We start from the raw sequence: 14,521 nt of genomic DNA, 5'->3' as shown, positions 1-14,521 counted from the left end.
ACGCACGTGCGTCAATATGGCGCGTCGCGTCATCGGAACGGTTCGATCCGGGCGCGAACGCTGCGCGACACCGCACCCCTCGGCGCCCGCGCGCGGCCGAACCGTTGCGGTGCGTTATCGCGTAACGCACCCGCTCGCGCCGGCGGGCCGCGGGTGATGGGGTCTGTCACATCGGTAACGCCGCGCAACATTGGCGCGTGCGCCCGTAATGGATGACGGATCGCGCGCGGCGTAGCGTTCGGTATGTCGGGTTCGCATCGACGAACCGCCAGCCGGAGAACGTGACGTGAATGGATTGAAGCTCGCACTGGGCGCGGTGGCCGCAGTGGCGATCGCGACGGGCGGCGTGGCGCATGCCGCCCGGGTCGGGGTCTATGTCGGCCCCGGCTACCCGTATTACTACCCCGTCGTCCCTGCGCCTTATTACTACCCGCCGCCCGTCGTCGCGGTACCCGTCGACCCGGGGCCGCCGCCCGAGTACGTCGAGAAAGGTCAGCCGCAGGACGACGGCGACGCGAACGTCTGGTACTACTGCGACGCGTCGAAGCATTACTACCCGCATGTGAAGACCTGCAAGTCGGGCTGGCGATCGGTGCCGGCACGGCCGCAGTGACGGAGGCGCGACGATGAAATCCCTGTTTCGACCACTGCGCGTGCCGGCCGCGCTGGCGCTGGCCGGCCTGCTCGGCGCGTGCGCGTACATGCCGGCCGGGCCGAGCGTGATGGCGCTGCCCGGCACCGGCAAGTCGTTCGACCAGTTCCGTGCCGACGATGCGAACTGCCGTCAATACGCGTTCGAGCAATCGGGCGGCGTGAGTGCCGGGCAGGCGTCGACCGCGAGCGCGGTCGGCAGCGCGGCCGTCGGCACCGCGCTCGGGGCGGCGGCCGGCGCGGCGTTCAACGGCGGCACGGGTGCGGCCGTCGGCGCAGGCGCGGGGCTGCTCGCGGGCAGCGTGGTCGGCGCCGGTGCGGCGCAAGGCTCGGCCTACGACATCCAGCGCCGCTACGACTACGGCTACCTGCAATGCATGTACGCGACCGGCAACCGCGTGCCGGTGCCGGGCGGGATGAGCGGCGGCGGTGGGGGCGGCGGATACGGCGGTGGCGGATACGGCGGCGCACCGCGCGCGGCACCGCCGATGCCGCCGGCGGGTGTCCAGCCGCCGCCGCCGCGCTACTGACGGCGGCCCGGGCGGCGGCGTGCCGCATCGCATGCCGGTGCGCCGTGCTCGCGTCGGCCGTCGGCACACACACGCTGCGTGAATTGCGTACACTCTGAGTCTCGTTTCGGCAGGGCCGGGCGCATCGGTTCCGGTCCGCGTTTACCCAGGACTCAGCGATGATCGATTTACGCAGCGATACCGTGACACGTCCGAGCCAGGCAATGCTGGCCGCGATGACTGCCGCCGAAGTCGGCGACGACGTATGGGGTGACGACCCGACCGTGCTGCGCCTGCAGGCGGTGATGGCCGAGCGCGCCGGCAAGGAAGCCGGCCTGTTCTTCCCGAGCGGCACGCAGAGCAACCTCGCCGCGCTGATGGCCCATTGCGAACGCGGCGACGAGTACATCGTCGGCCAGCTCGCGCACACCTACAAGTACGAAGGCGGCGGTGCGGCCGTGCTGGGCAGCATCCAGCCGCAGCCGATCGAGAACGCGCCGGACGGCACGCTGCCGCTCGCGAAGATCGCCGCGGCGATCAAGCCGATCGACAATCACTTTGCCCGCACGCGCCTGCTCGCGCTGGAAAACACGATCGGCGGCCAGGTCTTGCCGGAAGGCTATGTCCAGGAAGCCACCGCGTTCGCGCGCAGCCGCGGGTTGGCGCTGCATCTCGACGGCGCGCGCGTGTGCAACGCCGCCGTCGCGTCGGGCCGTTCGATCGCCGAGCTGTGCGCGCCGTTCGACACCGTGTCGATCTGCTTCTCGAAAGGGCTCGGTACACCGGTCGGCTCGGTGCTGGTCGGCAACCGCGTGCTGATCGAGCGCGCGCAGCGCTGGCGCAAGGTGCTCGGCGGCGCGATGCGGCAGTCGGGCATTCTCGCGGCCGCGTGCCTGTATGCGCTCGACCACAACGTCGAGCGGCTCGCGGACGATCACGCGAACGCCGCGCATCTCGCGGCGGGCCTCGCGCGCATCGACGCGGTGAAGGTGCTGTCGCACGCGACGAACATGGTGTTCGCGCAATTCCCCGAAGCCGATTGCGCGCCGCTCGAGGCGTGGCTCAAGGAACGCGGGATCCTCACGCAGATGCTGTACGCGTCGCGCTTCGTCACGCACTGCGACGTGTCGCGCGCGGACATCGATACCTTCGTCGACGCGGTCGGCGCGTATTTCGCGCAGCGCCGCGCGTAACGGGGAATGCGCCGGCCGGCGGGAGAGCCGGCACGAGGTGGCGCGAAGCAGGGAGCGAAGAGGCGACGGGGGCGACGGGGCAACCCGTCTGTCGATATCGGGCGAGCCGGCGGATTACGCTTGCCGGGGTGCGTCGGCGGGGGGCGTGCCGTCGCGGAACAGCGCTTTCAGTTGCGTGCGCAGTTCGGCGCTGTCGGTGTGCTGGTGCACCAGCACCGCGTGTTGCACGGCGGCCTCCAGCAGTTCGTTGTCGGAGTCGGCGGAAATCGCGACCGAGCAATGCGTCGCGCTGGGAAACTCTCGGCAATCGATATAGCGGCGGGACATGATGTTCTCCTTGCGGGAAAGGGAACGGCAGGATGTGCGTGATCGGCCGCGCGGTGCGTTCGCGAGGCCGATGGAAAAAGTATAGGCGGCGCGGCAGGGTTTCTCGCTGCGATGCGTACCGCGCCGCGCGCCATGCACCGCCCCGGCGGTGTCGATCACCCGCGCGTCACGGCAGCGGCGCGAGCAGCCGGCGCGCCGCCTCGACGACGCGTTCGGACAACGACGCCATCGTCGGCGACTGCACGGTCCACGCGTGCCAGTACAGCGTGACGTCGGTCGGATGCGCGGGCGCCAGATCGACGAGCCCCTGCGCGTCGAGCGGCGCGGCGCCGATCAGCGGCTCCGGCACCATCGCGTAGCCGAGCCCGTGCCGCACCGCCGCGAAGTGCGAATGGGTGCCCGGCACGTAATGGCACGGGTAGGCGCCCTCGGGCAGCCCGAACTTCTCCTTCAGGAACGACGACTGCAGCGTATCGCGTCGCGAGTACGCGACGACGGGCGCCTTGCGCGCGCTCGTGCGGTTCAGCCCGCGCGGGAACCAGCGCACCGCGAACGCGGCGGCCGCGAGCAGCCGGTAGCGCATCGTGCCGAGCGGCGTCGCGAGGCAGCCGCGCATCGGCTTCGGCTCGGTCGTCACGCAGCCCACCGCCATCCCGCTTTCGAGCAGCGCGAACGTGTGGTCCTGGTCTTCGACGATCAGCTCGAACAGGATGCGCTCGCCGGCGAGTACGGACGTCAGTGCCGGGAGAAACCACGTGCCGAGGCTGTCGGAATTGAGCGCGATCGTGACCGAGATCGGCGATTCGCGCTCGGTCGCGAGCGTGCTTTGCAGGTCGGCCTGCAGCAGCGCGACGCGGCGAAGGTGCTGCAGCACGCGCTGCCCGGCCACCGTCGGGCGGCACGGCCGCGTGCGCAGCACGAGCGGCGTGCCGAGGCTCGCTTCCAGTGCGCGGACCCGCTGTGTGACCGCTGATGCGGTCACGTGCAGGCGCACGGCCGCCTGCTCGAAGCTGCCCGTGTCGGCGACGGCCAGCAGTGCGGCGGCCTGCTTCGGATCGATCGTCATCGACATGTCGGCGGCATTCCTGTGAACGTAAGACGAGAGGAGCCGCTAGTGTAAGGCAGCCCGCGCGCGCGCCCGGTTGCGGCGCATCGTGCTGCCGTGCCGCATTCGTCGTCGGAGTCGGCCAAGGCATGACGCACACCGCACGCCGCATCCCGGTGGTGCGCGCATTTTGAACTAGGCTATATGAACGCGCGGAACCCGGGCATGTGCCATGCCTGCACTCCGCGCGCGGACGATCGCGCGTCGCGCGCAAGCCGCGGCGCGGGCGTCGTGACGATTCCCATTTGACGGAGACGAACATGTCGATTCGACTAGGCGAGGACGCGCCCGATTTCACCGCGGAGACCACCGAGGGAACGATCCGCTTTCATGAATGGATCGGCGACCATTGGGCGATCCTGTTTTCCCATCCGAAGGATTTCACGCCGGTATGCACGACCGAACTCGGCTACATGGCCGGGCTCAAGCCGGAATTCGACAAGCGCAACACGAAGATCATCGGGCTGTCGATCGATCCGGTCAGCGATCACCGGAAGTGGGTGGCGGATATCGCCGAGACGCAGGGTCACGCGGTCAACTATCCGCTGATCGGCGACGACGAGCTGAAGGTCGCGAAGCTGTACGACATGATTCATCCGAACGCGAGCGGCGGCCCGCGCACGGCGGTCGACAACGCGACCGTGCGCTCGGTGTTCGTCATCGGGCCGGACAAGAAGGTCAAGGCGATGCTCGTTTATCCGATGAGCGCGGGACGCAATTTCGACGAGGTGCTGCGCCTGCTCGACGCGTTGCAGCTCAACGCGCAGCATACGGTGGCGACGCCGGTCAACTGGCGGCCCGGCGACGATGTCATCATTCCGACGTCGGTGTCGGACGATGCGGCGAAGCAGAAGTATCCGCAGGGCTTCCGGACGCTGAAGCCGTACCTGCGTTACGTGACGCAGCCGGGCTGACGCGCCGTGCCGGCCGGATGCCGGCAGTGCAGGACCACGACGGGGCGGCCCGCGCGGCGGCCGCGGCGATAGCGGCGGCGCGGGCCGGACAATGCGCATCAACCAGCGACGGAGTGACTTCGCGATGATCTTCCGGCAACTCTTCGACCCGCAATCGTCGACGTATACGTACCTGCTCGCCGACCGCGCGTCGCGCGAAGCGCTGCTGATCGATCCGGTGTTCGAGCAGGTGCGCCGCGACGCGGCGCTGCTCGACGAGCTCGGGCTGCGGCTCGTCGCGACCGTCGACACGCACGTGCATGCCGATCACGTGACGGGCGCGTGGCTGCTGAAGCAGCGCACGGGCAGCACGATCGCGATCTCGGCCGCGAGCGGCGCGCAGGGCGCCGATCGTTACCTGAACGACGGCGACCGCTGTGCGTTCGGCGCGCGCTACCTGACCGTGCGCGCGACGCCCGGCCACACGAGCGGCTGCATCAGCCTCGTGCTCGACGACGAATCGATGGCGTTCACCGGCGATTGCCTGCTGATCCGCGGCACCGGCCGCACCGACTTCCAGCAGGGCGACCCGCGCGCGCTGTATCGCGCGGTGCACGGCCGGCTCTTCACGCTACCGGCCGCGTGCCTGCTGTATCCGGCGCACGACTATCGCGGGCTCACGGTGACGAGCGTCGGCGAGGAGCGGCGCTTCAATCCGCGCCTCGGCGGCGATCTGAGCGAAGACGATTTCGCGGGCTACATGCGCAACCTCGGGCTCGCGCACCCGCGCCAGATCGATGTCGCGGTGCCGGCGAACCTGCAATGCGGCGTCGCCGCGAACGCGCCCGATGCGCAGGCGGCACCCGACTGGGCGCCGCTCGTCTATACGTTCGCGGGGTTCTGGGAAATCGATCCGCAATGGCTCGAGGATCATTTGCAGGCGGTGCAGGTGGTCGACGTGCGCGAGCCGGACGAATTCACGGGCCCGCTCGGTCACCTGCCCGGCGCGATGCCGATTCCGCTCGGCGAACTGGCCGCGCGTGCCGGCGAGATCGCGCGCGACCGGCCGGTCGTGACCGTGTGCCGGGCCGGCGGGCGATCCGCGCAAGCGACCGTGATCCTGCTGAAAGCCGGCTTCGACACGGTCGCCAATCTCGGCGGCGGGATGCTGCGCTGGCGTGCCGAGGGGCGCGTCGTGATGGACGGCCGGTCGTAACGGCACAAGTCGCACGACAAAAAAATTCCGGACCGCTGTCGAAACGGCCGGGTGCCGTTCGTCGTCAAGGTATCCGATCACGTGGCGCCGCACGACGCGGCGCCGAAACCCGGAGAGACCGCACGATGATACCGACGCTTTACGCCCATCCCTTTTCGTCCTACTGCCAGAAGGTGCTGACCGCGCTGTACGAGAACGGCACGCCGTTCTCGTATCGCGTGCTCGCGCACGACGATCCGAAGCCGATGCAGGAACTGGCCGCGCTGTGGCCGCTGAAGCGCTTTCCGGTGCTGGTCGATGCCGGCCGCACCGTGATCGAGGCGTCCATCATCATCGAGTACCTCGGCCTGAACCATCCGGGCCCCGTGCGGCTGCTGCCCGACGATCCGCACGCGGCGCTCGAGGTGCGCACGATGGATCGTTTCTTCGACAACTACGTGTCGACGCCGCAGCAGAAGGTCGTGTTCGACGCGCTGCGGCCGGAAGCCGAGCGCGATGCGCGCGGTGTCGCCGATGCGCGCGCGATGCTCGACACGTCGTATGCGTGGCTGGACAGGAAGATGGCCGATCGCGAATGGGCGGCCGGCGACCGCTTCAGCCTCGCCGACTGCGGCGCGGCGCCGTTCCTGTTCTATGCGGACTGGACGCACCGGATCGATCCGTCGTTCGCGAACGTGATCGCGTATCGCAAGCGTCTGCTGGCGCGGCCGTCGTTTGCGCGCGCGGTCGACGAGGCGCGGCCGTATCGCCCGTTCTTTCCGCTGGGCGCGCCCGATCGCGACTGAGTGGCGCGGGCGTCGCGCGGCGCGCCGACGCCGCGCATGGCCGGCAGCGCGTGCCGGGGCGACGGAACGAAAGCAGCGGCAGCATCGCGGCGTCTCCCGTTACATCGTGCGGGTGGCCGACTGCGCGAGCGTCAGCAGTTCGTCGAACTGCGTGATCAGTTCGAAGCACAGCAGGAACGCGAGCGTATAGGCCGGCGCGGGGAAGCGCCGGATCGTCGCCAGCACCTGCGGCGCGAAACGCGAGCGGATCGCGTCGCGCGTCAGCAGCCATGCGATCGCGATGCCGATCGCGGCGCCGGCGATCAGGTCGGTCGGGTAGTGGAAGCCGAGATAGGCGCGCGGTACGCAGATGAACACGACCGCATACAGCAGCGCGAGCACGCCGACGCGGCGCGCGATGATGAAGATGCCGGTGGCGATCGCCATCCACAGCATCGCGTGATCGCTGGGAAACGAACTCCATGCCTGCAGCGTGGCCGCGCGCAGGCCTGCCGACGGGAAGTGCAGGTGCAGTTCGGGGTTGTAGATCGGCCGCACGCGGAACGGCAGCACCTGGGCGAGCAGCCGGCCGAACGCGAGCGCGACGAGCCCGCTCGCGATCGTCGCGACGACCAGCTCGCGCTGCCGCTCGCGGTTCGGGCCCGGCTGGAACCACAGCCAGCACAGCACGGGAATGAGCACGAAGCCCTTGAACGTGTACAGGCCCGCGATCACGCGGATCGCGTGATTCATCAGCGGTCCGAACGTGATGTGGGTGAGGAAGGTCTGGATCGTGGTATCGAAATTGTTCATGTCGTGCGATCCCGGCGGACGCCCGATGCATCGCGCACGGCCGGCCGGATCTGGAAGCGCGCTCGCACCGGAGCGCAACGGGGGGCAAGTATGTCACCCGTTATTTCGAAGAAAATGCGAAAAAATACCGGGAATCCCCTGATGAAACGGGGCTGTGCGGTGGGGCCGGATGGGCGAGCGCCGTGTGGCGGGGGGAACGGAATCGTCCGATATTTCCGCGTCGATGCGCGCGGCCATCGGAAAAATAATCGGTAGAACTGGACAGTCGCGCGGGCCGGTCTGGATCTTGCACCGGATGAGCGGTTCTCGCGCCGGATGCGCGCGAATCTGCCGGGCGGCGCGGCGTCATGCGTGCGCCGATCGAAAATAAAAGAAAAGGCGGGCAAGCCCTGTGGGCCTGCCCGCCACGTGCGTGCGGTGCGGAAATTCGGCGGCGCCGGATTCGTGCCGTGAGCGCCGGACGGCCGCGGCGCCGTCAGCCGCGCCGGATGCCTTCGGGCAGTGCGCTGATGCGGCGCACTTCGGGCGAATCGAGCCACGCGCGCGACGTCGCGCAGTCGGCGAACATGTCGGTCGCATCCTCGCCCCAGAACAGGTCGCCGTCGAGTTCGAAGGTCGGCACGCCGAATACGCCGTGCGCGATCGCATCGTCGGTGTTCGCGCGCAGCGCGTCCTTGACCGGCTGGGCTTCGACGGCCGTCACGCCTTCCGGGAAGCCGACGGCTTCGCACAGTGCGGCGAAGCCTTCCGGCGTCGACACGTCCTGGCCGTCGCGCCAGATATGCCGGAAGATCCGGCGGATCGCGTCGGGCGAACTGCCCATCGCGATCGCGAGACGCAGCGGCCTGATCGGATTGAACGGGTGCGCGGGCGGCATCCGGAACGTAATGCCGAGCTTGTCCGCGCGATATTGCGCGTGGCGATAGGTGAAGACGCGTTTCGCCGCGATCTCGGCCGGCGCTTTCTGGCCCCAGTGTGAGAGTAGTGCGCCGAGCACGATGGGCCGCGGCTCGAACGCGGCGGCGGCCGGCAACCGGTCGAACTGTTCCTGCTGCAGGTAGGCGAATGGCGACACGAAATCGAAATACCAGATGGCGGTGCGCGCGGCGTTCATGGTGGCTGCCCTCATGGGTGTCCGGTTGGCGGTGGCATGCGCGGCACGCCCGCAGGCGGCGCGCGATGCATGCATCGGCGGCCAGTGTCGCACGCGGCTGCCCTTTGCGTTGTTGCTGTAGCGCTGTTGCGTGGCGGGGCGCGCGCCGCCGGTCATGACGCCGTGTCGCCGTGGCCTGCTGCCGGCGCGAACTGCGCGAGGCTGTCACGTACGGCCGCCGCATCGTAGCGCGCGCCTGCGCCGCCGAGCGCCACGGTCGCCTTCTGCGCGAGCGGCAGCAGCATCGCGAGCGCTGCCGCCATGGCCGGTGCGGCGGCGAGCCGCGATTTCGGGCCCGACACGGTCAGCGCGCCGACACACTCGCCGGCCGCACCGAACACGGGTACGGACGCCGAAGCCGTCTCGGGGTCGCGCTCGCCGTACGACGCGGCCCAGAGTCGTTCGCGCACGTCGTGCCATTGCGCATCCTGCGTGTCGGTGAACGCCAGCAGCACCTTCCCGGACGCGCCCTGGCGAACCGGAAATTCCTCGCCGACACGAATCGACACGCGCACCGCGCGGGCGGGCTCGACCCGGTACAGCACCGAGCGCATGTCGCCCTGTCGCACGTAGAACGATGCCGTTTCGCCGAGTTCGCGGCTGAGCGTTTCGAGCAGCGGCTCGACCACCGGGCCGACCCGGAACGAACGCTGGTACAGCGCGGCGAGCCGCAGCGGCTCGTGCCCGATCGCGTACTGGCCGTCGTCGAGCTTGCGCATGAAGCCACCATGCTCGAGCGCGGCGAGCAGGCGCAGGATCGTGCTCTTGTACAGCCCGGTGCGGCGCGACAGCTCCGCGAGCGACAGCCGGTCGTCGGTCTGCCCGAAGGCGCGGAGGATCGCGAACGCGCGATCGAGGACGGCGACGCCGCTGGACGCTTCTTCGGCCGGCGAATCGGGCTCGTTGCCGGCGTGATCGGTGTGAGTCGTAGGCACTGCCTGCTTCCTTCAGAGGATGATCGGTCGACTATATCGTTCTGTCTGACAGAACTCAAGTTCCAGAAAATCGCAATTTCACGGGTATACCCCGCTTACAGCGCGTTCGACGCACGCTTAGAGTTCTGTCATACAGAACGATGTTCTTTCAGATAGAACGATGGAGTATCAAATGAGCGTTTCCGAATATCCGAAGGTGCTGGTCAGCGAGGTCGGGCCGCGCGACGGCCTGCAGAGCATCCGGGCCGTGATGCCGACGGCCGGCAAGCTGCGCTGGATCACGGCGCTGGCCGCGGCCGGCTTGCGCGAGATCGAGGTCGGGTCGTTCGTGCCGGCGAGGCTGTTGCCGCAGATGGCCGACGTGCGTGAGGTCGTCGCGCATGCGCTGGCGATTCCCGGGCTGCATGTCGCCGCGCTCGCGCCGAACCTGCGCGGCGCCGAGGGCGCATTCGAAGCAGGCGTGCACAAGCTCACGCTGCCGGTATCGGTGACGGAGGCGCATTCGCTGGCGAATATCCGCAAGACGCCCGCGCAGATGATCGACGAGGTGCGCGCGATCGTCGCGCTGCGCGATGCGCGGTTCCCGTCGGTGCAGATCGAGGCGGGCGTGTCGGTCGCGTTCGGCTGCACGATCGCGGGCGCCGTCAGCGACGACGAGACGATCGCGATGGCGGTGGCGATGGCCGAATGCGGGGTCGACGAGATCGGGCTGTCCGACACGAGCGGCTATGCGAACCCGGCGCAGGTGCGCCGGCTGTTTGCCCGGCTGCGCCGGGAAGTCGGCGACAAGGCGGGCGGCGCGCATTTCCACAATACGCGCGGGCAGGGGCTCGCCAACGTCGTCGCGGCGCTCGACGCGGGCGTGACGACGATCGATGCGAGCCAGGGCGGCCTCGGCGGTTGCCCGTATGCGCCGGGTGCGACCGGCAACATCGTCACCGAGGATCTCGTGTTCCTGCTCGAATCGGCGGGATTCGACACGGGTATCGACGTCGACGCCCTGCTCGCCGCGCGCGCGATCCTGCACGCGGCGCTGCCAGCCGAGGCGTTGTACGGCCATGTGCCGGACGCCGGTTTGCCGAAGGGCTTCCGTTACGCGGACGGCCGTTCTCCAGCCGCGCCGCAACCGGAAGGATGCCTGGCGGGAGTCGCGCAATGAACGGCCGCCAACCCGCTTCGATGCTGCCGTACGCCGGCGTCCGCGTGATCGAGATGACGCACATGGTGATGGGCCCGACCTGCGGGATGCTGCTCGCGGATCTCGGCGCGGAAGTCATCAAGATCGAACCGATCGCCGGCGACAGCACGCGCGCGCTGCGCGGTTCGGGCGCGGGATTCTTCGGGATGTTCAACCGCAACAAGAAAAGCCTCGCGGTCGACGTGAAGGATCCGCGCGGGCTCGAGATCGTGCTGCGGCTCGTCGCGACGGCGGACGTGTTCAGCGAGAACTTCAAGAGCGGCACGATGGACCGGCTCGGCCTCGGTTATCCGGCGCTGCACTCGCTGAATCCGCGCATCGTGTACGTGTCGCACAAGGGTTTCCTGCCGGGGCCGTACGAGCATCGCACCGCGCTCGACGAGGTGGTGCAGATGATGGGCGGCCTCGCATACATGACCGGCCCGGAGGGGCGGCCGCTGCGCGCGGGCGCGAGCGTGAACGACATCATGGGCGGCATGTTCGGCGCGATCGGCGCGATGGCCGCGCTCGCGCAGCGCGAGCGCACCGGCCGCGGCCAGCAGGTGCAGAGTTCGCTGTTCGAAAACAACGTGTTCCTCGTGGCGCAGCACATGATGCAGTTCGCGGTGACGGGGCAGGCCGCATCGCCGATGCCGAGCCGGATTTCCGCGTGGGCCGTCTACGACGTGTTCTCCGTGAAGGACGGCGAGCAGATCTTTCTCGCGGTCGTGTCGGATACGCAGTGGGCGTTGTTCTGCGATGCGTTCGGGCTGGCTGCGCTGAAGGACGATGCGCGCCTCGCGACCAACAACCTGCGCGTGCAGGCGCGCGAGTGGCTGCTGCCCGAACTGCGCGCGCGGCTCGCGCCGCATTCGGCCGCGGAGATCGGCGCGATCTTCGAGTCGATCGGCCTGCCGTATGCACCGATCACCAAGCCGCAAGACCTGTTCGACGATCCGCACCTGCTGGCGACGGGCGGCCTCGCGGACGTGACTTTGCCGGCCGATGCGAGCGGCGCCGGGCGGCCGGTCGACACGCGCACCGCGCTGCTGCCGCTCACGCTCGCGGGCGAGCGCCTGCGGCTGCGCTCGGCGCCGCCGGCGCTCGGGCAGGACACGCGCGCGCTGCTTGGCGAACTCGGCTACACGCCGGACGAGGCGCGCGCGCTGATCGAAGCCGGCGTCGTGGCCGGGCGGCACGACGCGGACGGCGCGGCGGCGGGCGGCGCGCCGTCGCCGAACGAACTGGCGAGCGCGTAGCGCGGCCGCGATCCCCTGATCGAACAAAGGCGTCCCGACCGCGCCACGCGCGGGCGAGGATCGCCCTATCCACGGAGACAACCATGACATCCGCATTCCCGGCGCTGGCCGCCGATCGCGAGACCGATGCATCGATCGAGCAGCGGGCCGTGCGCAAGGCCGCATGGCGCTTCATCCCGCTGCTCGCGCTCGCGTATTTTTTCAATTACCTGGACCGCACGAGCGTCGGGTTCGCGGCGCTCACGATGAACCGCGATCTCGGGCTGACGGCGACGCAGTTCGGCTGGGGCGCGGGGATCATGTTCGCCGGCTACTGCGTGTTCGAGGTGCCGAGCAATCTCGCGCTGTACCGTTTCGGCGCGCGCCGCTGGCTCGCCCGCATCATGATCACGTGGGGCGTGATGGCGGCCGCGACCGCGCTTGCGACCGGGCCGACGAGTTTCTATGCGATCCGGTTGCTGCTCGGTATCGGGGAAGCCGGGTTCTTTCCGGGCGTGATCTTCTTCCTCGCCGTGTGGTTTCCGGCGAGCTACCGCACGCGGGTGCTGGCGTGGTTCACCGTGTCGACGCCGCTGTCGTCGCTGATCGGCGGGCCGCTGTCGACGTGGCTGCTGCAGCTCGACGGCGCGCTCGGGCTGGCCGGCTGGAAATGGATGTTCATCGTCGAAGGGCTGCCGGCGTGCGCGCTCGGTTTTCTCGTGCTGAAGCTGCTGTCCGATTCGCCCGCGGATGCCGCGTGGCTGTCGAGCGACGAGCGTGTCGCGCTGCAGCGCGCGTTCGAGCGCGAAGGCGCGGCCGCCGGCCGCAAGAAGCGCTTCGGCGTCGCGCTGCGCGACGTGCGCGTGTACGTGCTCGCGCTGATCTCGTTCGGTTTCACGATGGGTTCTTACGGGATCGGCATCTGGCTGCCGCAGATGCTCAAGGCGCACGGCATGTCGACGATGCAGACGGGCTGGCTGTCCGCGGTGCCGTACTTCTTCGCGACCGTCGCGCTGCTGTGGTGGGCGAAGCGCGTGGACCGTCGCGGCGGCCCGGTCGCGAACCTGGCGATCGGGCTGTTCATCGGCGCGGTGGCGCTCGGCGTCTCGACGCACTTCCTGACGCTCGGCCCCGCACTCGCCGGCATCACGCTGGCGCTGGTCGGCACGATCGCCGGCCGCACGATCTTCTACACGCTGCCCTCGCGCTTCCTGTCCGGCCAGGCGGCGGCCGGCGGGCTCGCGCTGATCAACTCGATCGGCGCGCTCGGCGGCTTCGCGGGCCCTTATCTCGTCGGCTACCTGAAGGACGGCTTCGGCACCTTTACCGCCGGCATGCTCGGCCTCGCGATCGTGCTCGCGATCACGACGCTGCTGACGCTGTCGCTGTATGCGTTCGACCGGAGCGAATGACATGGACACGACGCTTTCGATCAAGCGGCGCCGGCTGCTCGGCGCGGCCGCCGCATCGCTCGCGCTGCCCGCGTTCGCCGAGACGCGCGCGGCGACCCAGGAGGGAGTTTCCCGCATGACGACGCAAAGCAACTATCTGGCGGTCCGCCCCGACTGGCTTGCGTCGGCGCTCGAACCCGTGCTCGAGCCCGACCTGCCGATCGTCGACGCGCATCATCATTTCTATGAGCGGCCGGGCTGGATCTACATGCTCGACGACTATCTGCAGGATGCGCGCTCGGGCCACAACCTCCAGGCGTCCGTCTACATGCAGGCGCAGACGCGCTATCGCGATGCGGGCCCGGTCGAACTGAAGCCGGCGGGCGAGACGGCCTACGTTGCCGGCGTGACCGAGCCGTTGCAGCAGCACGGCCGTCCGGCTGTCGCGAAAGGCATCGTCGGCCATGCGGACCTGCGTCTCGGCGAGCGCGTGCGCGAGGTGCTCGAAGCACATCTCGAAGCCGGGCGCGGGCGGTTTCGCGGCGTTCGTCACCTGACGACCTGGGATGCCGATCCGACGCTCGCCAATCCGCTATCGGCGGTGCCGCGCGGCATGCTGCTCGATTCCGCGTACCGGGCGGGCGTCGCGCAGCTCGCGCCGCTCGGGCTGTCGTACGACGCGTGGCTGTTCTTTCCCCAGCTACCTGAACTGTTCGAGCTCGCGAAGGCGAATCCCGATACGCGCATCATCGTCAATCACTGCGGCGGCGTCGTACGGATCGCGAGTTATGCCGACAAGCGGCCGGAGGTGTTCGAGCGCTGGTCGGCGTCGATGCGCGCGCTCGCGCAGCTGCCGAACGTGTACGTGAAGGTCGGCGGGCTCGGGATGCGCATCAACGGTTTCGATTTCGAGAAAGGTGCGCGGCCGCCGTCTTCCGTGCAACTCGCCGACGCGTGGAAGCCGTGGATGATGACCTGCATCGACGCGTTCGGCCCCGAGCGCTGCATGTTCGAGAGCAATTTTCCGGTCGACAAGGGCTCGTATTCGTTCGTGAACGGCTGGAATGCGTTCAAGCGCCTGACGGCGCAGGCAAGCCCGGACGAGCGCGATGCGCTGTTCCGCGGCACGGTCACGCGGGCTTACCGGCTCGGCTGA

At 69.1% G+C, this 14,521-nt stretch carries 15 protein-coding genes; 10 read left to right on the top strand and 5 right to left on the bottom strand.

Features of this window, described 5'->3' with window-relative positions; translation table 11 throughout:
• Positions 1–286: 286 nt before the first annotated feature.
• The 3 genes from APZ15_RS23855 (at position 287) to ltaE (ending at position 2,353) form a co-directional block, all read left to right on the top strand.
• Positions 287–613 (top strand): hypothetical protein, encoded by a 327-nt coding sequence (locus APZ15_RS23855; protein WP_027790369.1) that lies wholly within the window; start codon positions 287–289, stop codon positions 611–613.
• A 13-nt stretch (positions 614–626) separates the two neighbouring features.
• A complete protein-coding gene (locus tag APZ15_RS23850) occupies positions 627–1,181 on the top strand; it encodes a YMGG-like glycine zipper-containing protein (RefSeq protein ID WP_027790370.1) in 555 nt (184 codons plus the stop codon).
• Positions 1,182–1,339: 158 nt separating this feature from the next.
• Complete coding sequence (gene ltaE, locus APZ15_RS23845) at positions 1,340–2,353, top strand: low-specificity L-threonine aldolase (RefSeq protein WP_027790371.1); 1,014 nt, start codon at positions 1,340–1,342, stop codon at positions 2,351–2,353.
• Positions 2,354–2,467: 114 nt separating this feature from the next.
• On the opposite strand, the gene APZ15_RS23840 is transcribed toward ltaE, so the two are convergent.
• Positions 2,468–2,680, bottom strand: a complete 213-nt coding sequence (locus tag APZ15_RS23840) for a DUF1059 domain-containing protein (protein ID WP_027790372.1) — start codon at positions 2,678–2,680, stop codon at positions 2,468–2,470.
• Between the two features lie 166 nt (positions 2,681–2,846).
• Complete coding sequence (locus tag APZ15_RS23835; protein WP_021164296.1) at positions 2,847–3,752, bottom strand: HTH-type transcriptional regulator ArgP; 906 nt, start codon at positions 3,750–3,752, stop codon at positions 2,847–2,849.
• Positions 3,753–4,045: 293 nt separating this feature from the next.
• Between APZ15_RS23835 and APZ15_RS23830 the strand changes: the two genes are divergently transcribed.
• From APZ15_RS23830 to APZ15_RS23820, 3 genes are all read left to right on the top strand, one after another.
• Positions 4,046–4,699 (top strand): peroxiredoxin, encoded by a 654-nt coding sequence (locus tag APZ15_RS23830; protein ID WP_027790373.1) that lies wholly within the window; start codon positions 4,046–4,048, stop codon positions 4,697–4,699.
• 124 nt (positions 4,700–4,823) lie between these two features.
• Positions 4,824–5,894 (top strand): rhodanese-like domain-containing protein, encoded by a 1,071-nt coding sequence (locus APZ15_RS23825; protein WP_027790374.1) that lies wholly within the window; start codon positions 4,824–4,826, stop codon positions 5,892–5,894.
• A gap of 125 nt (positions 5,895–6,019) precedes the next feature.
• Entirely contained in the window at positions 6,020–6,679 is a 660-nt protein-coding gene (locus APZ15_RS23820) for a glutathione S-transferase family protein (protein ID WP_027790375.1), read from the top strand.
• A gap of 99 nt (positions 6,680–6,778) precedes the next feature.
• On the opposite strand, the gene APZ15_RS23815 is transcribed toward APZ15_RS23820, so the two are convergent.
• The 3 genes from APZ15_RS23815 to APZ15_RS23805 form a co-directional block, all read right to left on the bottom strand.
• Positions 6,779–7,471: a phosphatase PAP2 family protein gene (locus APZ15_RS23815; protein ID WP_027790376.1), complete on the bottom strand. Its 693-nt coding sequence runs from the start codon at positions 7,469–7,471 to the stop codon at positions 6,779–6,781.
• A gap of 475 nt (positions 7,472–7,946) precedes the next feature.
• Positions 7,947–8,585 (bottom strand): 2-hydroxychromene-2-carboxylate isomerase, encoded by a 639-nt coding sequence (locus tag APZ15_RS23810; RefSeq protein WP_027790377.1) that lies wholly within the window; start codon positions 8,583–8,585, stop codon positions 7,947–7,949.
• 152 nt (positions 8,586–8,737) lie between these two features.
• Positions 8,738–9,559, bottom strand: coding sequence for an IclR family transcriptional regulator (locus APZ15_RS23805; protein ID WP_027790378.1), 822 nt, complete (start codon positions 9,557–9,559; stop codon positions 8,738–8,740).
• Between the two features lie 172 nt (positions 9,560–9,731).
• On the opposite strand from APZ15_RS23805, the gene APZ15_RS23800 reads away from it, so the two are divergent.
• The 4 genes from APZ15_RS23800 (at position 9,732) to APZ15_RS23785 (ending at position 14,521) form a co-directional block, all read left to right on the top strand.
• Positions 9,732–10,718 carry a hydroxymethylglutaryl-CoA lyase gene (locus tag APZ15_RS23800; RefSeq protein WP_027790379.1) on the top strand — a complete coding sequence of 329 codons (987 nt, stop codon included), beginning with the start codon at positions 9,732–9,734 and terminating at the stop codon, positions 10,716–10,718.
• Positions 10,715–11,995: a CaiB/BaiF CoA transferase family protein gene (locus APZ15_RS23795; RefSeq protein ID WP_027790380.1), complete on the top strand. Its 1,281-nt coding sequence runs from the start codon at positions 10,715–10,717 to the stop codon at positions 11,993–11,995. Before APZ15_RS23800 ends, APZ15_RS23795 begins: the two co-directional genes overlap by 4 nt.
• 83 nt (positions 11,996–12,078) lie before the next feature.
• Positions 12,079–13,386, top strand: a complete 1,308-nt coding sequence (locus APZ15_RS23790; protein ID WP_027790381.1) for an MFS transporter — start codon at positions 12,079–12,081, stop codon at positions 13,384–13,386.
• A gap of 1 nt (position 13,387) precedes the next feature.
• A complete protein-coding gene (locus APZ15_RS23785) occupies positions 13,388–14,521 on the top strand; it encodes an amidohydrolase family protein (RefSeq protein ID WP_027790382.1) in 1,134 nt (377 codons plus the stop codon).

Source organism: Burkholderia cepacia ATCC 25416 (genome assembly GCF_001411495.1).
In the GTDB taxonomy this organism is placed as follows: Bacteria; Pseudomonadota; Gammaproteobacteria; order Burkholderiales; family Burkholderiaceae; genus Burkholderia; species Burkholderia cepacia.
The sequence above is the reverse complement of the archived record's forward strand: the minus strand, read 5'-3'. Positions and strand labels throughout refer to the sequence as shown.

Bases quoted from the DNA above. Each gene is read 5' to 3' on its own strand.
- ltaE (WP_027790371.1), top strand. From the start codon at position 1,340: ATGATCGATTTACGCAGCGATACCGTGACACGTCCGAGCCAGGCAATG.
- APZ15_RS23820 (WP_027790375.1), top strand. From the start codon at position 6,020: ATGATACCGACGCTTTACGCCCATCCCTTTTCGTCCTACTGCCAGAAG.
- APZ15_RS23795 (WP_027790380.1), top strand. From the start codon at position 10,715: ATGAACGGCCGCCAACCCGCTTCGATGCTGCCGTACGCCGGCGTCCGC.
- APZ15_RS23785 (WP_027790382.1), top strand. From the start codon at position 13,388: ATGGACACGACGCTTTCGATCAAGCGGCGCCGGCTGCTCGGCGCGGCC.
- APZ15_RS23790 (WP_027790381.1), top strand. From the start codon at position 12,079: ATGACATCCGCATTCCCGGCGCTGGCCGCCGATCGCGAGACCGATGCA.
- APZ15_RS23835 (WP_021164296.1), bottom strand. From the start codon at position 3,752: ATGTCGATGACGATCGATCCGAAGCAGGCCGCCGCACTGCTGGCCGTC.
- APZ15_RS23850 (WP_027790370.1), top strand. From the start codon at position 627: ATGAAATCCCTGTTTCGACCACTGCGCGTGCCGGCCGCGCTGGCGCTG.
- APZ15_RS23830 (WP_027790373.1), top strand. From the start codon at position 4,046: ATGTCGATTCGACTAGGCGAGGACGCGCCCGATTTCACCGCGGAGACC.
- APZ15_RS23840 (WP_027790372.1), bottom strand. From the start codon at position 2,680: ATGTCCCGCCGCTATATCGATTGCCGAGAGTTTCCCAGCGCGACGCAT.
- APZ15_RS23810 (WP_027790377.1), bottom strand. From the start codon at position 8,585: ATGAACGCCGCGCGCACCGCCATCTGGTATTTCGATTTCGTGTCGCCA.
- APZ15_RS23825 (WP_027790374.1), top strand. From the start codon at position 4,824: ATGATCTTCCGGCAACTCTTCGACCCGCAATCGTCGACGTATACGTAC.
- APZ15_RS23815 (WP_027790376.1), bottom strand. From the start codon at position 7,471: ATGAACAATTTCGATACCACGATCCAGACCTTCCTCACCCACATCACG.
- APZ15_RS23800 (WP_027790379.1), top strand. From the start codon at position 9,732: ATGAGCGTTTCCGAATATCCGAAGGTGCTGGTCAGCGAGGTCGGGCCG.